Here is a 16,089-nt window from a genome sequence, read left to right on the forward strand (position 1 = left end):
TGATCGGGGCTATGTAAACGCTCGCTCCCTGCTTGACACCCTCAAAACCACACCACGCCCCCTTGCGCCGAGACGCGCGACAGCTATAACGCCACCAATTTGCGCTGCTCCGGGGAATGACATGCCAAAAAGAACCGATATCTCGTCCATCATGATCATCGGGGCCGGCCCCATCGTCATCGGGCAGGCCTGCGAGTTCGATTATTCCGGCGCTCAGGCCTGCAAGGCGCTGCGCGAAGAGGGCTACCGGGTCATCCTGGTGAACTCGAACCCGGCCACGATCATGACCGATCCCGAACTGGCCGACGCCACCTATATCGAACCGATCACCCCCGAGATCGTCGCCAAGATCATCGAAAAGGAACGCCCCGACGCGCTCCTGCCGACGATGGGCGGTCAGACCGGGCTCAACACCGCGCTGGCGGTGGCCGATATGGGCGTGCTCGAGAAATTCGGCGTCGAGCTGATCGGCGCCAACCGCGAAGCCATTGAAATGGCCGAAGATCGCAAGCTCTTCCGCGAAGCGATGGACCGTCTCGGCATCGAAAACCCCCGCGCCACCATCGTCACCGCCCCCAAGAAAGAGAACGGCAATGCCGATCTCGACGCCGGTGTTCAGATCGCGCTCGAGGCGCTCGAAGACATCGGCCTGCCCGCCATCATCCGCCCCGCCTTCACCCTCGGCGGCACCGGCGGCGGCGTCGCCTACAACCGCGACGACTATATCCATTACTGCCGCACCGGCATGGATGCCTCGCCGGTCAACCAGATCCTCGTCGACGAGAGCCTGCTGGGCTGGAAAGAGTTCGAGATGGAGGTCGTCCGCGATAAGGCCGACAATGCCATCATCGTCTGCTCGATCGAGAACGTCGATCCGATGGGCGTGCACACCGGTGATTCTATCACCGTGGCCCCGGCGCTCACCCTGACCGACAAAGAATATCAGATCATGCGCACCCACTCGATCAACGTGCTGCGCGAGATCGGCGTCGAGACCGGCGGCTCGAACGTGCAATGGGCGGTGAACCCCGCCGATGGCCGCATGGTCGTGATCGAAATGAACCCGCGCGTGTCGCGCTCTTCGGCGCTGGCCTCCAAGGCCACCGGTTTCCCGATTGCCAAGATCGCCGCGAAACTCGCCGTGGGCTACACGCTCGACGAGCTCGACAATGACATCACCAAGGTCACCCCGGCGAGCTTTGAGCCGACCATCGACTATGTGGTCACCAAGATCCCGCGCTTTGCCTTTGAGAAATTCCCCGGCTCCGAGCCGCTCTTGACCACCGCGATGAAATCGGTGGGCGAAGCCATGGCCATCGGCCGCACCATCCATGAAAGCCTGCAAAAGGCGCTGGCCTCGATGGAAACCGGCCTCACCGGCTTTGACGAGGTCGAGATCGAAGGCGCAGGCCCGACCGAGGCCGGAAAGGCAGCCGTCATCAAGGCGATCAGCCGTCAGACGCCGGACCGGATGCGCACCATCGCCCAGGCGATGCGCGAAGGCCTGAGCAATGATGAAATTCAGGCCGTCACCTCCTTTGATCCGTGGTTCCTCGAGCGTATCCGCGAGATCGTCGAGGCCGAGGCCGAGATCCGCGCCAATGGCCTGCCGAGCGACGAACACGGGCTGCGCGCGGTCAAGATGCTGGGCTTTACCGATGCCCGGCTCGCCATCCTGACCGGCAAGACCGAAACCGAAGTCCGCGCCGCACGCCGCGCCGCAGGCGTCACCGCCGTCTTCAAACGCATCGACACCTGCGCCGCCGAATTCGAGGCCCAGACCCCCTATATGTACTCCACCTATGAAAGCCCGGTAATGGGCGAGGTGGAATGCGAGGCCCGCCCCTCCGACCGCAAGAAGGTGGTCATTCTCGGCGGCGGCCCGAACCGGATCGGCCAGGGGATCGAATTCGACTATTGCTGCTGTCACGCCTGTTTTGCCCTGTCGGACACCGGCTATGAAACCATCATGGTCAACTGCAACCCGGAAACCGTCTCGACGGATTATGACACGTCGGACCGGCTCTATTTCGAACCGCTGACCTTTGAACATGTGATGGAAATCCTGAGCACCGAACAGCAAAACGGCACGCTTCATGGCGTCATCGTTCAGTTCGGCGGCCAGACGCCGCTCAAGCTCGCCAATGCGCTCGAAGCCGAAGGCATCCCGATCCTCGGCACCACGCCCGACGCGATCGACCTCGCCGAAGACCGCGAACGGTTCCAGGATCTCGTGAACCGTCTCGGCCTCAAGCAGCCACATAACGGCATCGCACATTCCGACGCCGAAGCGCTTGCCATTGCAGATGAAATCGGCTTCCCGCTGGTGATCCGCCCGTCCTATGTTCTGGGTGGTCGCGCCATGGAAATCGTCCGCGACATGGCCCAGCTCGAACGCTACATCGCCGAGGCGGTGGTGGTCTCGGGCGACAGCCCGGTGCTGCTCGACGGCTATCTCTCGGGCGCCATCGAATGCGATGTCGACGCGATCTGTGACGGCAAGGACGTGCATGTCGCAGGCATCATGCAGCATATCGAAGAGGCGGGCGTCCACTCGGGCGACAGCGCCTGTTCGCTGCCCCCCTACTCGCTGTCGCAAGACATCATCACCCGGATCGAGGAACAGACCCGCGCGCTGGCGCTGGCGCTGAACGTGGTCGGGCTGATGAACGTGCAATTCGCGGTCAAGGGCGATGACATCTACCTGATCGAGGTCAACCCGCGCGCCTCGCGCACCGTGCCCTTCGTGGCCAAGGCTACCGACAGCGCCATCGCCTCCATCGCCGCGCGCGTCATGGCGGGCGAGCCGCTGTCGAACTTTGCCCATCGCGGCAGCTATGCCAAGGACGCCAAGCCCGGCACCGTGCCGATGGCCGATCCGCTCACCCTCGCCGATCCGGCGATGCCGTGGTTCTCGGTCAAAGAGGCGGTCATGCCCTTCGCCCGCTTCCCCGGCGTCGACACGATCCTCGGCCCGGAAATGCGCTCGACCGGCGAAGTCATGGGCTGGGATCGCTCCTTTGCGCGCGCCTTCCTCAAGGCACAGCTCGGCGCGGGCACCATCCTGCCCACCGAAGGCCGCGTCTTCCTGTCGATCAAGGATGCCGACAAGACCCCGGCCATGGCCGACACCGCCCGCACCCTGATCGATCTCGGCTTCGAGATCGTGGCAACCCGTGGCTCGGCCGCCTTCCTCACGGAAAACGGCATCGCCTGCGAGGTGGTCAACAAGGTCTATGAAGGCCGGCCCAATATCGTCGACATGCTCAAGGACGGTGGCATCCATCTGGTGATCAACACGACCGAAGGCACCCAGTCGGTCGAGGACAGCCGCGAGATCCGCTCGGTCGCGCTCTATGACAAGCTGCCCTATTTCACCACCGCCGCCGGTGCCCATGCCGCGGCCCAGGCGATGCAGGCCCGTCTCGAAGGCGATTTGGACGTTCTGCCGCTTCAGGGTTAAGATCACCTGACAACACGCTGACCGGGGCGGGGAACTTTTCCTCCCCGCCCCGGTTGAGAGGTTGCGCAAACGCCCGTTTGCGTGTCCTCTTGGTGTAGAAAGGTAAGATCATGACGGAACTCAGCGGAATTGGCGGCTTTATTCTTCTGGTGCTCGACATCTGGGCCATCGTGTCGATCATCGGCTCTGGCGCGTCCACCGGAAAGAAAGTGCTCTGGGTGGTTCTCGTGGTCCTGCTGCCGCTGCTGGGCTTCCTGATCTGGCTGCTCGCCGGCCCGAAATCCGCAGCCGCCGCCTGACATGGCGATACTGCGACCCCGTACCCCCACCGGTTTCCCACTGCGCGCCTGGGGGCGCAGCATGGGGCGGGTGTTCGGCGGCATTGATCGGCTCAACATCGGGCTGATCTCCGCCGGGGTCGCCTTCTATGCGCTGCTGTCGCTCTTTCCGGCGGTCACCGCCATGGTGGCGATCTGGGGCTTTGCCGGCGACCCGAGCAAGCTCTTGTCGCAGTTTGACGTGGCCCGGCAGTTCATGCCCGAAGAGGCCTATCTCTTGGTGCAGGAACAGATCACCGCGCTCATCGTGGCCGACAACACGACGCTGCAATGGACCACGGTGATCTCGCTCACCCTGTCGATCTGGTCGGCCAAGAACGCCACGGCGGCGCTCATTCGCGGGCTGAATTCGATCTACCGCGAAGACCACCGCAAGAACCCGTTGAAACGCTATGGGGTGGCCGTGGCCCTCACCATCGTGATGATCGCCGCCGCCCTCGTGGCCTTTGCGCTGGTCATCGCCCTGCCCGTGGCGCTGGCCTTCCTCAACCTCGGGATCAAGGTCGAGATGTTCGTCTCCGCCGCGAAATGGGCGATCCTGATGGGGGTGGTGCTCTTGTGCTTCGGGCTGCTCTACCGCTATGGCCCGAACCGGCGCGGCGCGACGGTGTCATGGCTCTCACCGGGCGCGCTCTTTGCGCTGGCGACCTGGGCCGCGGGCTCTATCGCCTTTTCCACCTACCTGCGCAATTTCGGCTCGTTCAACGAGGTCTATGGCTCGCTCGGGGCGCTGGTGGCGCTTTTGTTCTGGTTCTACATCAGCGCCTATGTCGTGCTCATCGGCGCGCTGATCAACGCCGAGCTCGAGCTTGAGACCGCCGCCGACACCACCGTCGGCCCGCCCCGCCCGCCGGGGGATCGCGACGCCTATGTCTCGGACCATCAGGTGAGCGAAGACGGCCATCTGCGCCGCGCCCCGGACGAGGGTGCCGAGGCTGAAACCGCGCAAGACCCGGCCCGCAAAGCCTGATCCTGCCGCGCGACAAACTCCGCGAAAAAAATTCACCACCACGCGGAACCCGACCGCCCCCGCCGGGTTATCCCAACAAGACCGAGAGAAACCTCCCTCGTCCCAGGCACATGCAACGTCCTGTCCCTTACCCTGCATGTGCCAAACCATCCGATTGTCCCTCGGATGTCAGCCCCCGTCACCTCGCTGGCGGGGGCTGAGTTTTCGATAGCCCGCACGGAAGGGCTTGATAAATATCCGCCGATGCAGACACTCAACCGCAGTGAAAGGTTACGCGCGTGGCACAGGCAGACATCTCGCGGCACGACGACGCCCCACGGGCCGAAGAGGGTCATGCGGGGACCGGCCACGCCATCGACACGCTCAAGGTCTGCATCACCGCCGAAGAGGCCTACCCGGCGCTCGAACGCGCCTTCCTCGACGCCCGCGACACCGTCACCTGCAGCTTCCGCATTTTCGACCTGCGCACCAAGCTGCACTCCCCCGAGGCCCGCAAGATCGGCGAGAGCTGGTTCGATCTCTTCGTCTATTGCCTCGACCGGGGCGTGAGGATCCGGCTGATCATCACCGATTTCGATCCCGTCGCCGCCCCCGATCTGCACCGCAAGACCTGCCGCACCCGGCGTCAGGTCTGCGCCGTGCGCGAACTGGCCCAGCCCGGCTGCGATCTGACCTTCACCGCCTCGCTGCATGATGCCAAGGTGGGACCCCTGCCCTGCCTCTTCTTTCGCCCGCTGATCAACCGCAAACTGCGCGAGATCCGCGACAGCTGGGCCAAGCTGCCGAGCGACAGCCGCGCGCCCTTCCTCGCCGAAATGCCGCGCCTTGCCGGCATCGCCGAACCCTGCGCCGAGACCGACACGCTCAAGACCTACCCGTCACGCGTCACGCTCTTTCCAGCCACCCATCATCAGAAGATGGCGGTCTTCGACGATCGCCTCCTGTCGGTGGGCGGGCTCGATGTGAACGACCGGCGCTATGACACGAAACGTCACGACCGCCCCGCCGCGCGCACCTGGCATGACGTACAGGTCTTTTGCACCGGCCCGGTGGTTGCCGCCGCCCGCGCCCATCTCGACAGCTTTCTCGACGTGACCGCAGGCCGCTCCGCCCCGCCCAAGATCAACCCTGCCTTCCTGCGCACCCTGTCGCGGCCGCGCAGCCGCAACTTCGCGCGGGTCTCGCCGATGAACGTCTGCGACGAGCTGCGTCAGACCCATCTGAGCGAAATCGACCGCTCCGAGCGGCTGATCTATCTCGAGACGCAATTCCTGCGCCATGTGCCGCTGGCCCGCGCCCTCGCCCGCCGCGCCCGCGACTGCCCGGGGCTGAAACTCATCCTGATCCTGCCCGCCGCCCCCGAAGACGTGGCCTTTGACCCGCATTACGGGCTCGACGCACGCTATGGCGAACATCTGCAACTGCGCTGCCTGACGATGATCACCCGTGCCTTTGGGCCGGATCGGCTCATCGTCTCCTCGCCGGTGCAACCGCGCCGCCGCGAGAGCGATGGGCGCGACACGCTGCATGACGCGCCGCTGATCTATGTCCATTCCAAGGTCTCGATCTTTGACGACCGCGCCGCGGTCCTGTCCTCGGCCAATCTCAACGGGCGCAGCCTGTGCTGGGACACCGAGGCGGGCGTCCATATCACCCGCCCCGACCAGATCGACCAGCTGCGCCGCCGCTGCATGGGCCATTGGCTTCCCGACGCGCTCGAGGGGCGCAAATCCTACCTCGCGCCCGACACCGCCTTTGATCTGTGGCAACGGCTCATCAACGACAATTCGACCCTGCCGCCCCATGCGCGCAGCGGCTTTCTGGTGCGCTACGATTCCGATGCCGCCCGCGAGGCGGCCCAGCCCTTGCCCGGATTTTCAGAAGAAATCGTCTGACGCGAGGGCGGTGCTCAGCCCTCGTCGCCAAACCCTTCCGCCTCTTCGGCGGGGTGGAAAATATCCAGCATCACCAGCACGAACACCGTGACCGGAATGGCGATGATCGCGCCAATCGGCCCCCAGAGCCAGAGCCAGAACACCAGTGACACAAAGATCAACAGCGGGTTCACCGACATATAGCGGCCAAGCAGCGCGGGCGTCACGAACTGCGCCTCGATCATGTTGATCATCAGATAGGCCGCCGCCGGCGCAAGGCTCATCACCCCGTCAAAGACCACCACCCCGGTGACCAGAAGCGCCAGCAAAAAGGTGATCGGCCCGACATAGAGCACGAAATTGACCATGAAAGCGACAAGCCCCCAGAGCCAGCCACCGGGCAGCCCGAGCAACGTCATCACCGTGCCCACGGCCAGGCCAAGCCCCGCGTTGATCGCCGAAATCGTGATGAAATACTGCGACACCAGCCGCTCTACGGTGGTGAACCGTTCCTGGATCACTTCGGTATCTTCATCATCGCCGATATGACGCGAGAGCCAGCTATAGATGCCCTTGCGGGTCATCAGGAAAAATAGCAGCGTGCCGATGAAGATCAAGGCCTGCGCGATGATCTGCGGCGCAAGAAACAGCGCGGCGGTGAGATCGGGCACCGCATCCACCCCCTCTTTTTCCTTGCTCTGACCATCGCCGCCGAGCGCCTGCTCGACCTCCTTGTTCATATCCTCCAACCCGCTGAGCAGATTGCGCAGCTCGGCAATCCAGCTGCGGATTTCCTGCCGGATGCGCGGCAATTGATCGGCCACCTGCCAGATCATCGGCTCGATCAGCACCGCCAGCACCACGACAAAGGCACAGCCCAGAAACAAGATGAGAAAGGCCGAGATGCGGCTCGGCACGTTGAGACGTTCGAGATATTCGGTGAGCGGCGCCAGGATCACCCCGGTGACCAGCGCAAAGACCAAGGGCGCGAACACATCCGCCCCAAGCTTGAGCGCGCCAAAGCCCAGCGTCGTGGCAATCAACACCAGCGACACCCGCACAACCGGGTCAGCCATCATATAGCGGCGCATCTGTCTGTCCTTATGATTGGGCCACATCTCACGGGCCGCGCGGATCACACCGCGGGGATACTCGTCACACTCTCACGCCTGTCCTTGGCTCGCGCCCTTAGTTAACGCCGGTCTCTGCGGATCTCGCGCCCGGCCTGCAGCCCCCGCGCAAACCCCTCGGCCAGATCGAGCCAGGGGTCCGAGGGTCGCGGCGGCGCGGCGGGCGGCTCTTGCGGCATCACCGGCCGCGCCTCGGGTCTGACCCGCGACTGCGGCTCGCGCCCAAACGCCAACACCGCACCGCCGAGGATCAGATAGAGCCCCCCAAGCAGCAACGCCGCGATGAGCGCGCCATATTCCGTCGCCAGAACAATCCAAAGGGCTGAGGTCAAAAACCCCAGCCCCACGAGGCACAAAACCCCACCGGCCACCGTCAACGCAGCAGAGCGCGCCGTCTGGCGCGCCTGCTCCTTGGCTGCGGACATCACCGCCTGCAGCATCATTTACGTCCGGAAATGAAACCGAGCAGAAACCCGACCCCAACGGCCAGCCCCATCGCGGTGGCGGGCTGGTTGCGCACCGCCTGTGCGGCCTGTGCGCCCATCTCTTCCGCCGAATTCTGGGCATAGCTGAGCCCCTCGCGGCCCGTTTTCTGCACCTGCGCGGCCAATTCGCGCGCGCGCGCCGCCGCCTCTTCGCCACTGTGCACGCCCAGCGATTTGAGGGTCTCGGTAATCGCCCCCAGATCGGTCTTGAGCGCCGCAATCTGGGCCGACAATTCCTCGACATCCTGTTGCGTCGATGCAGCTTTACCTTGAGCCATGATACGCATCCCTTTTGTAACTCCGGTTCACCGCTCAACGCGCGCCGCAGCTGCAAAGTTCCCCGCCAGCCCCCTGAACATGAAAAGAGATGTGGCGGCCCCGCAATCGTCCGGGTTTGAGGGAACCCGCGTGCCAAGCCCGGCGTTACCCCCTCAGTCGCAACCTAAAACCGACACCGCAACCATAGGAGTTCATTATGCTGTACTGGGCAATTCTCTTCTTCATCGTCGCCATCGTGGCCGGGATATTTGGCTTTGGCGGCGTCGCATCGGCCTCTGCCGGGATCGCGCAGATCCTCTTCTTCGTGTTCCTCGTGCTCTTTATCGTGGCGCTCGTATCGCGCGCCTTCAAAGGCCGCGCGCCCTAACTCAGGGACACCAGACCACGGCCGAGGAGGCCACGCAAAAGCCCGGTTGCATCGCAACCGGGCTTTCTTTTGTTCGGACTGTCCTTGACCGATCAGGCCTTGAGCGTCTCGGTGCTGGCAAAGAACATCGCTTGGCTCACCGCCGATTGCACCTGCTCTTCCGTATAGGGCTTGGTGATGAGGAACGCAGGCTCCGGCCGCTCCCCGGTCAGCAGACGCTCGGGGAAGGCGGTGATGAACACAACCGGGATCTCGCCCATCTCGCTGAGGATATGCGACACGGCATCGATGCCCGAGGATTTATCCGCCAGTTGAATATCGGCGAGGATCATATCCGGCATATCCTTGCGCGCCAGTTCCACCGCCTGATCGCGGGTGCGCGCGATGCCGGTGACATCATGGCCCATCTCTTCGACGATGGCGGAAATATCCATGGCGATGATCGCCTCATCCTCGATGACCATGATCCGGCCCTTCATGGCGTTGATCATCTCGCCGCGCGCGATGGAGATAAGCTCATTGGCCTCGTCCTTGCCGACATTGACGATCTCCGCCACTTCCTGCCCCGAAAAACCTTCGATGCTATGCAACAAAAGCGCCTCTCGCGTGTTGGGGGTCAGAGCCGAGAGACGGCGCTGCGCGGTGGCTTCCGGCGTGTTGTCGGCATCGAGCTCTTCCACCGGCGTGCCCGAGGTCACCCAGATCTGGTGGAACGCGCCAAACAGGCCCGCCCGGACCGAACTGGCGCGGCGCAACGAGTCGAGATCTTCGAGGATCGCTTCCAATGTGGCCGCGGCATAGTGATCGCCGCTTTGCTGATTGCCGGTCAGGGCCCGCGCATATCGGCGCAGAAACGGCAATTCCTGCGCGACGGACGCGGTGATATCGCTGTGTACGGAAGCTTCCATGTTTTAGGTGCCCTCAATTTTTTTCCAGTTTCATGGAACCAAACGCTGATACTCGTGTTAAGTTCCCGCCGGATGCGAAAATAACAGCTAAATTCGGCGTGGACGAAAAATACTCATGATGCAAAAGCGCAGGCAGACCGTGTTGAACAAACAAATAGATGAAAACATCCGCCGTGTGTACTCGGAAATGGCGGACGAACCGGTGCCGGATAGGTTCACCGACCTGTTGCGCCAATTGCGGGACAAGGAACAGGAGCAGTCCACCAGCTCCGAGTCATCCGAGGACACAAAGTGACACCCCCCAAAACCGATCCCAAAGAAGAGCTGGTCGAGCACCTGCAAGCCATGCGCGCCTTCGCCATGAGCCTCGCCCGCAATACGGCCGCCGCCGACGACCTGGTGCAAGACACCGTGGTCAAGGCCTGGGGCAATATCGAAAAATTCGAGGCCGGCACCAATATGCGGGCCTGGTTGTTCACTATCTTGCGCAACACCTATTATTCCCAATACCGCAAACGCCGCCGCGAGGTCGAAGATCCCGATGGCGTGATGGCCGGCGCCCTGTCGGAGAAACCCGCCCATGACGGACGCCTCGCCATGTCGGAGTTTCGCCGCGCCTTTGTCGAGCTCTCGGATGAACAGCGCGAAGTGCTCATCCTTGTCGGCGCCGAAGGCTTTTCCTATGAAGATGCCGCCGAAATGTGCGGCTGTGCGGTCGGCACGATCAAGAGCCGGACCAACCGCGCCCGCAAACGGCTGGCCGAATTGATGCAACTGGACGATGACGACGAGCTGGAAATGACCGACCCTGCAACCCTAGCTGTAATTTCCCAGTTTTCGGCGGCATGAAGGGGGATAAGACGCCTGCTGCCCGCATCCCCCGTCTAGGTCTTGCCCCGAAACTGGCGCTGGTCCTGACGGTGGCGATCCTGCCATTGGGCTTGATTTCGCTCTATCAGACGTCCTCGGTGATTGCCGAACGTCGCGCCGTGTCCGAGGCCGCGCTGCTGGAACAGACCCAGCTCGCCAGCGCCCGCGCCCAAGAACTCGTGCGCTCCGCCATCAGCGCCGCCGAAGCCCTCGCCTCGGCGGCCATCGTGCTCGATGAAAATGTGGCCACCTGCGACACGGTCTTTACCGAGACCGTGCGCCGCACGCCTGATTTCGTCTTTGCCGGTTTCGTCAATGCCGAGCGCGCGGTGATCTGCGCCTCCAATGGCGACCACCGCGACCTGAGTGACATCGGCGGGCTCTCCACCGAATTTGAAAGCCGCTCGCCGGAACTCTCGGTCCTGCCGCAGAGCTTCTTTGGCAATTCCGCCACCCTGTCGATCACCACGCCCGTCATCTCCGAGGGCGAATATCTCGGCAAGATCTGGATCGCCATCCCGGTCGACATCGCCAATGCCGCGCTCAAAACCGGCATCGGTCAGGTCGAACTGGCGCTCTTCGATTCCGGCGGCGAAGTCCTGGCCACCGAACATTTCGGCGATGACCGGCGCAATCTCCTGCCCCGCGATCTGAGCCTCGCCGATCTCGCCCGCGGCGGCAGGCAAAGCTTTCCAGGCACCAACCGCAGCGACCAGCCCCGCGATTACGCCGTGGTCCCGATTGTTCAGGGCCGCGTTTTCGCGCTGGGCAGCTGGAAACCCCAGGCCAATTCCGGCCTCTTCATGGGGGCCGAGGAAACCATCGCCATCTTCTTCCCGGTGGTGATGTGGATCGTGGCGCTCCTGGTGGCCTATATCGGCATCCACCGTCTGGTGATCCGCCATGTGCGGCGGCTGCGCCACTGGATGTATCTCTATTCCGCAGGGCACGGCGGGCTCAACAACGCGCGGCTCGACAACGCCCCGCCGGAAATCGAGGTGGTGGCCCAGGCCTTTCTCTCGATGACCCACCGCATCGCCCGGCACGAGGACCGCCGCCGCGAGGATGTGGATCAGATCTCGACCCTCTTCCGCGAGGTCCACCACCGGGTGAAAAACAACCTGCAACTGATCTCGAGCATGATGAACATGCAGATCCGCAATGCCAGCGGCAACGAGACCAAGCGCGTGCTGCGCCGGGTGCAGGACCGGGTCATGGCCCTCGCCTCCATCCACCGTCATCTCTACATGTCGCGCAAGCTCGCCCAGATCGAGGCCGACAGCCTGCTCGAAGACATCATCCGTCAGATGATCGTCGTCGGCCCCGGCAAGGACGGCAAGGAACGGATCGAATTTGCCACCGCCTTCGACCACATCACCATCGACCCCGAACAATCGGTGCCGCTGACCCTTCTGGCGACCGAGGCGGCGATGAACGCGGTCAAATACTGCGGTCCCGACGAAGACGGGCGCACCTGGATCGACGTGGCGCTGAAACGCACCGGCGAGACCGAAATCACGCTCAGCGTGGTGAACTCGCTGGCGCTCGACGCCGAGGGCAAGCCGATCCCGCCCAGCGATGCGGATTACGACAGCACCGGGCTCGGCTCGAAACTGATCGAATCCTTCGCCTCACAGCTCGGCGGCACGCTCGAGGTCGAACAGCGCGCCGACCGGTTCGAACTGCATGTCACCTTCACCCCGATGGAGGTTGATGCCGAGGAGAAATCGCGCTTCGACGAAGACGTCTATTTCAGCCGTGAAAACACCGGGGCCGGCCTCTAGGGCCGTCCCCCCGTCCCGCCCGGTCAGATCGCATAGATCGCCGCGCTCACCGCCGCGATCACCAGCCCCATACCCAAGAGCGTGATCAGCCCATCGCGCGCAAAAAGCCCCGCCCCGATGATCGCCACCACCCCGCCGAGGATCGAGGAGGTAAAGGGCAGCATTTCCAGAAACGGAATGATCAACCCCGCCAAGAGGCAAAAGCTCAGCGGCAACACCACCAGAGGCCGCCGCGTCAAGAGCGCCATCCGGTTGCGCGACACCCGGTCGAGCCACCGCGCCGGTCGCCGGAACCAGCCGATCACCTTCGGTCCCCGCTCCTTGTCGAGATGCCGGTGCCGCAGCCACTTGGGCAGCCAGAGCACCCGGCGATGCGCCATCATCTGCAACGACACGAGGGCAATGGTGATCCCGCAGATCGACGAAAACCCCGGAATGCCGCTCAAGGGCGACACCAGCGCCAGCCCCGGCACCATCAAGAGCGGCGCATAGCTCTTGCGCCCCAGCACCGTGATCACATCGCCCACCTCAGGCTCGCGCCGCGCGCGCACCCGGTCTCTGACGCTCTCGATGATCTGCGCGGCACTCTCGCCCTCGGTGCCGCCGCGCTCCTGCTGGGCCATAAAAATCTCCTGTCTGCTATGACAGGAAAACGCGCGCCTCCGCGCCCCGGTTCCGCGCCACCCCGCCGCTCAGCAAAGCCCCGCCGCCTCCGTCACCGCCTCCACCGCCGCCGCCACATGATCGAGCGCCGTCCAGAGATCCTCTTCGGCGATCACCAAAGGCGGCGACAGGGTGAGCACATTGCCCGCGCTGATCTTGAAACTTACCCCAGCCGCGAGACTGCGGTAATAGATCTGCTCGGCCAAACCCGGCGCCGGCACCCGCCCCTCCCGGTCGCGGACAATCTCCACCCCGAACATGAGACCCCGCCCGCGAATATCACCGACACTCGCCAGCCCCGAGAGACGTTCGCGCAACCGCGCCTGCGCCGCCTCCCCAAGCCGCGCCGCCCGCGCCACGAGATCCTCCTCCTCGATCACCTCCAATGTCGCCAGCGCCGCCCGCGCCGTCACCGGGTTCTTCTCATGGGTGTAATGCCCGATGGCAAACTCCCCGCACACATCGAGGTCCCGCCGCGCCAGCACCGCCGCGATCGGCAACACCCCGCCCCCCAGCGCCTTGCCCAGCGTCACGATATCCGGCGTGATCCCGTCATGCTCAAAGGCAAACATCTCCCCCGTCTTGCCAAGCCCGGTGGGGATTTCATCCATGATCAACAGCGCCCCATGCCGGTGACAGGCCGCCTGCACCGCCTGCCAATAGCCCGGCGGCGGCACCACCGGCACCGCCCGCATCGGCTCGGCAATCACCGCCGCCACATCGCCCTCGCGCGCGAGCACATACTCGACCATCTTGGCACAGGCGAGACCACAGGCCTCCGGCCCCGGATGCCCATAGGCACAGTGATAGCAATGAAACGGCGCCACATGCTCGGCCCCGGGCAGAAGCGGCCCGGCGATATGGCTGCGAAAGGTCGCCTCGCCGCCGACACTGGCCGCGCCAAACCCCGCGCCATGAAACGCATCCCAGAAACTCAGCGTCTTGAACCGCCCCGTCGCCGCCCGCGCAATCTTGAGAGCCACCTCATTGGCGTCCGACCCGCCGGTGGTGAAAAGAACCTTGCTGAGATCCCCCGGTGCCACCGCCCCGAGCTTTTCGGCCAGCGCCACCGCCGGCTCATTGGTGAACCGCCGCGGCGCAAAGGGCAGCGCGTCGAGCTGGTCCTTGATGGCCGCAATGACCTTCGGATGCCCATAGCCCAGATGGTGCACGGAATTGCCATGGAAATCCATGTAGCGCCGCCCCTCAAGATCCTCGATCCAGATCCCCTCGGCCCGCGCGATGGTGCTGACACAAGGGCTCGACAGGCTCTGGTGCAGGAACGCCTCGGCATCGCGCGCGATGAGCGCCGCCCCCGGCCCCGCCCCTTGCGCCCGCGCCCAGGCGGCCCGCGCCTCAGACCGGTTGTCTTCGCCCTCGACATGCTGCATCCCGCGCTCCCCCTAGAAATCGGCGCTTCTTCTGGCCCGAAATATCCCCGCCGGAGGCACGGGGGCCGCCCGGCCCCCGTCTCCCTGATCCAACCCCGCTCAGCGCGGCCAGGGCAGCGAATAGGTCTTCACATTGGTGAAGAATTTCATCGCCTCGAGAACGCCTTCCTTGACGCCATTGCCGCTGTCCTTGATGCCCCCGAAAGGTGACATCTCGATGCGATAGCCCGGCTGCTCCCAGATGTTGCAGGTGCCCACGTTCAACCCGTTGATATAGGCAATCGCCCGGTTGAGATCATTGGTGCAGACGCCAGAGCTGAGCCCAAAGGGCGTGCCATTGGAAATCTTCATCACCTCGGCATCGTCATCGGGCACCCGCACGATGGGCACGATCGGGCCAAAGGTCTCTTCCATGACCAATTCGCTCTCATGCGGCACCCGGTCGACCACGATCGGCGGCAAGAGCGCGCCCTCGCGCCCCGGATGATAGAGGATCTCGGCCCCCTGCTCTTGCGCCATATAGACCCGCTTTTCAAACAGCTCCGCCGCCTCGGCATGGATCACACAGCCGAGCTGCGTCTCGGGATCCTGCGGATCGCCAAAGCGAATGGCCTTGGCCTTCTCCACCACCATCGGCACGAAGCGGTCGGCCACGCTCTCCTGCACGAGGATGCGCTTCACCGCCGTACAGCGCTGCCCCGAATTGCCACAGGACCCGGCCACCGCCAGCGTCGCCGCCTTCTCGAGATCGGCATCGCTCAGATCATTGCAGACGATCAACGGGTCATTGCCGCCAAGCTCGAGCGCCGTGCGCTTATAGCCCGCCTTCTCAGCGATCATCTTGCCCACCGGCACGCCGCCGGTAAAGGTGATGATGTCGATGTTCTCATTGGTCACCATCTCGTCGCCAATATCCTTGGGCCAGCCGGTGACGATCTGGAACATCTCATGCGGAAGCCCCGCCTCATAGAGAATATCCGCCAGCGCAATCGCCGTGAGCGGGGTCAGCTCGGTGGGCTTGCACACCACGCAATTGTTGGTGGCAATGGCGGGCGCAATCTTGTGGCTCACCATGTTGAGCGGATGGTTGAACGGCGTGATCGCACTGATCGCGCGCACCGGCTCGCGCATGGTATAGATCTTGCGGTCCTTGCCCTGCGGGGTCAGGTCACAGGAAAACACCTCGCCATCGTCGAGAATGGCCATCTGCCCGGCCAGCGTGAACACATCATAGGCCCGCCCCGTCTCATAGAGCGCATGCTGATGACAGATGCCCAGCTCCAGCGTGAGCCATTTCGCCAGCCAGTCGCGCCGCTCGCGGATCAGCTCGGCGGCGCGAAACAGGATCTGCTGCCGCTCATAGCGGGTAAAGCTCGGCTTGTAATTCGCCGCGATCTCAAAGGCGCGGGCGGCATGTTCGGCCCGCCCTGCCGGCACCGTGCCCACCACCTCATTGGTATAGGGATAGCGCACCTCGATCACCTCGTCGGTGAACACCACCTCGCCACCGATCCGCATGCCTTCGTGACGCAGCTCATCCTTGCTCATCTGTCCATCCATCTTGGGT

15 protein-coding genes are annotated in these 16,089 nt (G+C 63.8%); 8 read left to right on the top strand and 7 right to left on the bottom strand.

Annotation, left to right across the window (positions count from 1 at the left end; genetic code table 11):
- Positions 1-121: 121 nt before the first annotated feature.
- The 4 genes from carB (at position 122) to ISM_RS01550 (ending at position 6,666) form a co-directional block, all read left to right on the top strand.
- A complete protein-coding gene (carB, locus tag ISM_RS01535) occupies positions 122-3,463 on the top strand; it encodes a carbamoyl-phosphate synthase large subunit (protein WP_009812333.1) in 3,342 nt (1,113 codons plus the stop codon).
- A gap of 110 nt (positions 3,464-3,573) precedes the next feature.
- Positions 3,574-3,762 carry a PLDc N-terminal domain-containing protein gene (locus ISM_RS01540; protein WP_009812334.1) on the top strand — a complete coding sequence of 63 codons (189 nt, stop codon included), beginning with the start codon at positions 3,574-3,576 and terminating at the stop codon, positions 3,760-3,762.
- Positions 3,763-3,823: 61 nt separating this feature from the next.
- Positions 3,824-4,771: a YihY/virulence factor BrkB family protein gene (locus ISM_RS01545; RefSeq protein ID WP_009812335.1), complete on the top strand. Its 948-nt coding sequence runs from the start codon at positions 3,824-3,826 to the stop codon at positions 4,769-4,771.
- Positions 4,772-5,049: 278 nt separating this feature from the next.
- On the top strand, positions 5,050-6,666 hold the full coding sequence (locus tag ISM_RS01550) for a phospholipase D family protein (RefSeq protein ID WP_009812336.1): 1,617 nt from the start codon (positions 5,050-5,052) through the stop codon (positions 6,664-6,666).
- Positions 6,667-6,680: 14 nt separating this feature from the next.
- Here the strand turns inward: ISM_RS01550 and ISM_RS01555 are convergent, their stop codons facing one another.
- From ISM_RS01555 to ISM_RS01565, 3 genes are all read right to left on the bottom strand, one after another.
- On the bottom strand, positions 6,681-7,736 hold the full coding sequence (locus ISM_RS01555) for an AI-2E family transporter (protein WP_009812337.1): 1,056 nt from the start codon (positions 7,734-7,736) through the stop codon (positions 6,681-6,683).
- A gap of 101 nt (positions 7,737-7,837) precedes the next feature.
- Positions 7,838-8,200 carry a phage holin family protein gene (locus ISM_RS01560; RefSeq protein ID WP_254655629.1) on the bottom strand — a complete coding sequence of 121 codons (363 nt, stop codon included), beginning with the start codon at positions 8,198-8,200 and terminating at the stop codon, positions 7,838-7,840.
- 14 nt (positions 8,201-8,214) lie between these two features.
- Complete coding sequence (locus tag ISM_RS01565) at positions 8,215-8,538, bottom strand: ElaB/YgaM/YqjD family protein (protein ID WP_156783286.1); 324 nt, start codon at positions 8,536-8,538, stop codon at positions 8,215-8,217.
- Between the two features lie 197 nt (positions 8,539-8,735).
- On the opposite strand from ISM_RS01565, the gene ISM_RS17885 reads away from it, so the two are divergent.
- Positions 8,736-8,906, top strand: a complete 171-nt coding sequence (locus tag ISM_RS17885; RefSeq protein WP_009812340.1) for a DUF1328 domain-containing protein — start codon at positions 8,736-8,738, stop codon at positions 8,904-8,906.
- A gap of 92 nt (positions 8,907-8,998) precedes the next feature.
- Here ISM_RS17885 and ISM_RS01575 read toward each other — a convergent pair whose 3' ends face one another.
- Positions 8,999-9,814, bottom strand: coding sequence for a response regulator (locus ISM_RS01575; RefSeq protein ID WP_009812341.1), 816 nt, complete (start codon positions 9,812-9,814; stop codon positions 8,999-9,001).
- 115 nt (positions 9,815-9,929) lie between these two features.
- Between ISM_RS01575 and ISM_RS18350 the strand changes: the two genes are divergently transcribed.
- Genes ISM_RS18350 through ISM_RS01590 form a run of 3 tightly spaced genes read left to right on the top strand, consistent with a single transcriptional unit; the run spans position 9,930 to position 12,468 of the window.
- A complete protein-coding gene (locus ISM_RS18350) occupies positions 9,930-10,109 on the top strand; it encodes a NepR family anti-sigma factor (protein WP_009812342.1) in 180 nt (59 codons plus the stop codon).
- On the top strand, positions 10,106-10,663 hold the full coding sequence (locus ISM_RS01585; protein ID WP_009812343.1) for an RNA polymerase sigma factor: 558 nt from the start codon (positions 10,106-10,108) through the stop codon (positions 10,661-10,663). The genes ISM_RS18350 and ISM_RS01585 overlap by 4 nt, the downstream gene beginning before the upstream one ends.
- Entirely contained in the window at positions 10,660-12,468 is a 1,809-nt protein-coding gene (locus ISM_RS01590; protein WP_009812344.1) for a sensor histidine kinase, read from the top strand. The genes ISM_RS01585 and ISM_RS01590 overlap by 4 nt, the downstream gene beginning before the upstream one ends.
- A 23-nt stretch (positions 12,469-12,491) precedes the next feature.
- Here ISM_RS01590 and ISM_RS01595 read toward each other — a convergent pair whose 3' ends face one another.
- The 3 genes from ISM_RS01595 to phnY form a co-directional block, all read right to left on the bottom strand.
- Positions 12,492-13,091 carry an exopolysaccharide biosynthesis protein gene (locus ISM_RS01595; protein WP_009812345.1) on the bottom strand — a complete coding sequence of 200 codons (600 nt, stop codon included), beginning with the start codon at positions 13,089-13,091 and terminating at the stop codon, positions 12,492-12,494.
- Between the two features lie 69 nt (positions 13,092-13,160).
- The gene (gene pbfA / locus ISM_RS01600; protein WP_009812346.1) at positions 13,161-14,522 is read right to left on the bottom strand and encodes a (R)-1-hydroxy-2-aminoethylphosphonate ammonia-lyase; all 1,362 of its coding nucleotides are present in this window, start codon (positions 14,520-14,522) and stop codon (positions 13,161-13,163) included.
- Between the two features lie 99 nt (positions 14,523-14,621).
- Positions 14,622-16,070, bottom strand: a complete 1,449-nt coding sequence (phnY, locus tag ISM_RS01605; RefSeq protein WP_040618239.1) for a phosphonoacetaldehyde dehydrogenase — start codon at positions 16,068-16,070, stop codon at positions 14,622-14,624.
- Positions 16,071-16,089: the final 19 nt, after the last annotated feature.

The organism is Roseovarius nubinhibens ISM (assembly GCF_000152625.1).
GTDB classification, from domain to species: domain Bacteria; phylum Pseudomonadota; class Alphaproteobacteria; order Rhodobacterales; family Rhodobacteraceae; genus Roseovarius; species Roseovarius nubinhibens.

Bases quoted from the DNA above. Each gene is read 5' to 3' on its own strand.
- phnY (WP_040618239.1), bottom strand. From the start codon at position 16,070: ATGAGCAAGGATGAGCTGCGTCACGAAGGCATGCGGATCGGTGGCGAG.
- ISM_RS01575 (WP_009812341.1), bottom strand. From the start codon at position 9,814: ATGGAAGCTTCCGTACACAGCGATATCACCGCGTCCGTCGCGCAGGAA.
- pbfA (WP_009812346.1), bottom strand. From the start codon at position 14,522: ATGCAGCATGTCGAGGGCGAAGACAACCGGTCTGAGGCGCGGGCCGCC.
- ISM_RS01590 (WP_009812344.1), top strand. From the start codon at position 10,660: ATGAAGGGGGATAAGACGCCTGCTGCCCGCATCCCCCGTCTAGGTCTT.
- ISM_RS01545 (WP_009812335.1), top strand. From the start codon at position 3,824: ATGGGGCGGGTGTTCGGCGGCATTGATCGGCTCAACATCGGGCTGATC.
- ISM_RS01560 (WP_254655629.1), bottom strand. From the start codon at position 8,200: ATGTCCGCAGCCAAGGAGCAGGCGCGCCAGACGGCGCGCTCTGCTGCG.
- ISM_RS01595 (WP_009812345.1), bottom strand. From the start codon at position 13,091: ATGGCCCAGCAGGAGCGCGGCGGCACCGAGGGCGAGAGTGCCGCGCAG.
- ISM_RS18350 (WP_009812342.1), top strand. From the start codon at position 9,930: ATGATGCAAAAGCGCAGGCAGACCGTGTTGAACAAACAAATAGATGAA.
- ISM_RS01540 (WP_009812334.1), top strand. From the start codon at position 3,574: ATGACGGAACTCAGCGGAATTGGCGGCTTTATTCTTCTGGTGCTCGAC.
- carB (WP_009812333.1), top strand. From the start codon at position 122: ATGCCAAAAAGAACCGATATCTCGTCCATCATGATCATCGGGGCCGGC.
- ISM_RS01565 (WP_156783286.1), bottom strand. From the start codon at position 8,538: ATGGCTCAAGGTAAAGCTGCATCGACGCAACAGGATGTCGAGGAATTG.
- ISM_RS17885 (WP_009812340.1), top strand. From the start codon at position 8,736: ATGCTGTACTGGGCAATTCTCTTCTTCATCGTCGCCATCGTGGCCGGG.
- ISM_RS01555 (WP_009812337.1), bottom strand. From the start codon at position 7,736: ATGCGCCGCTATATGATGGCTGACCCGGTTGTGCGGGTGTCGCTGGTG.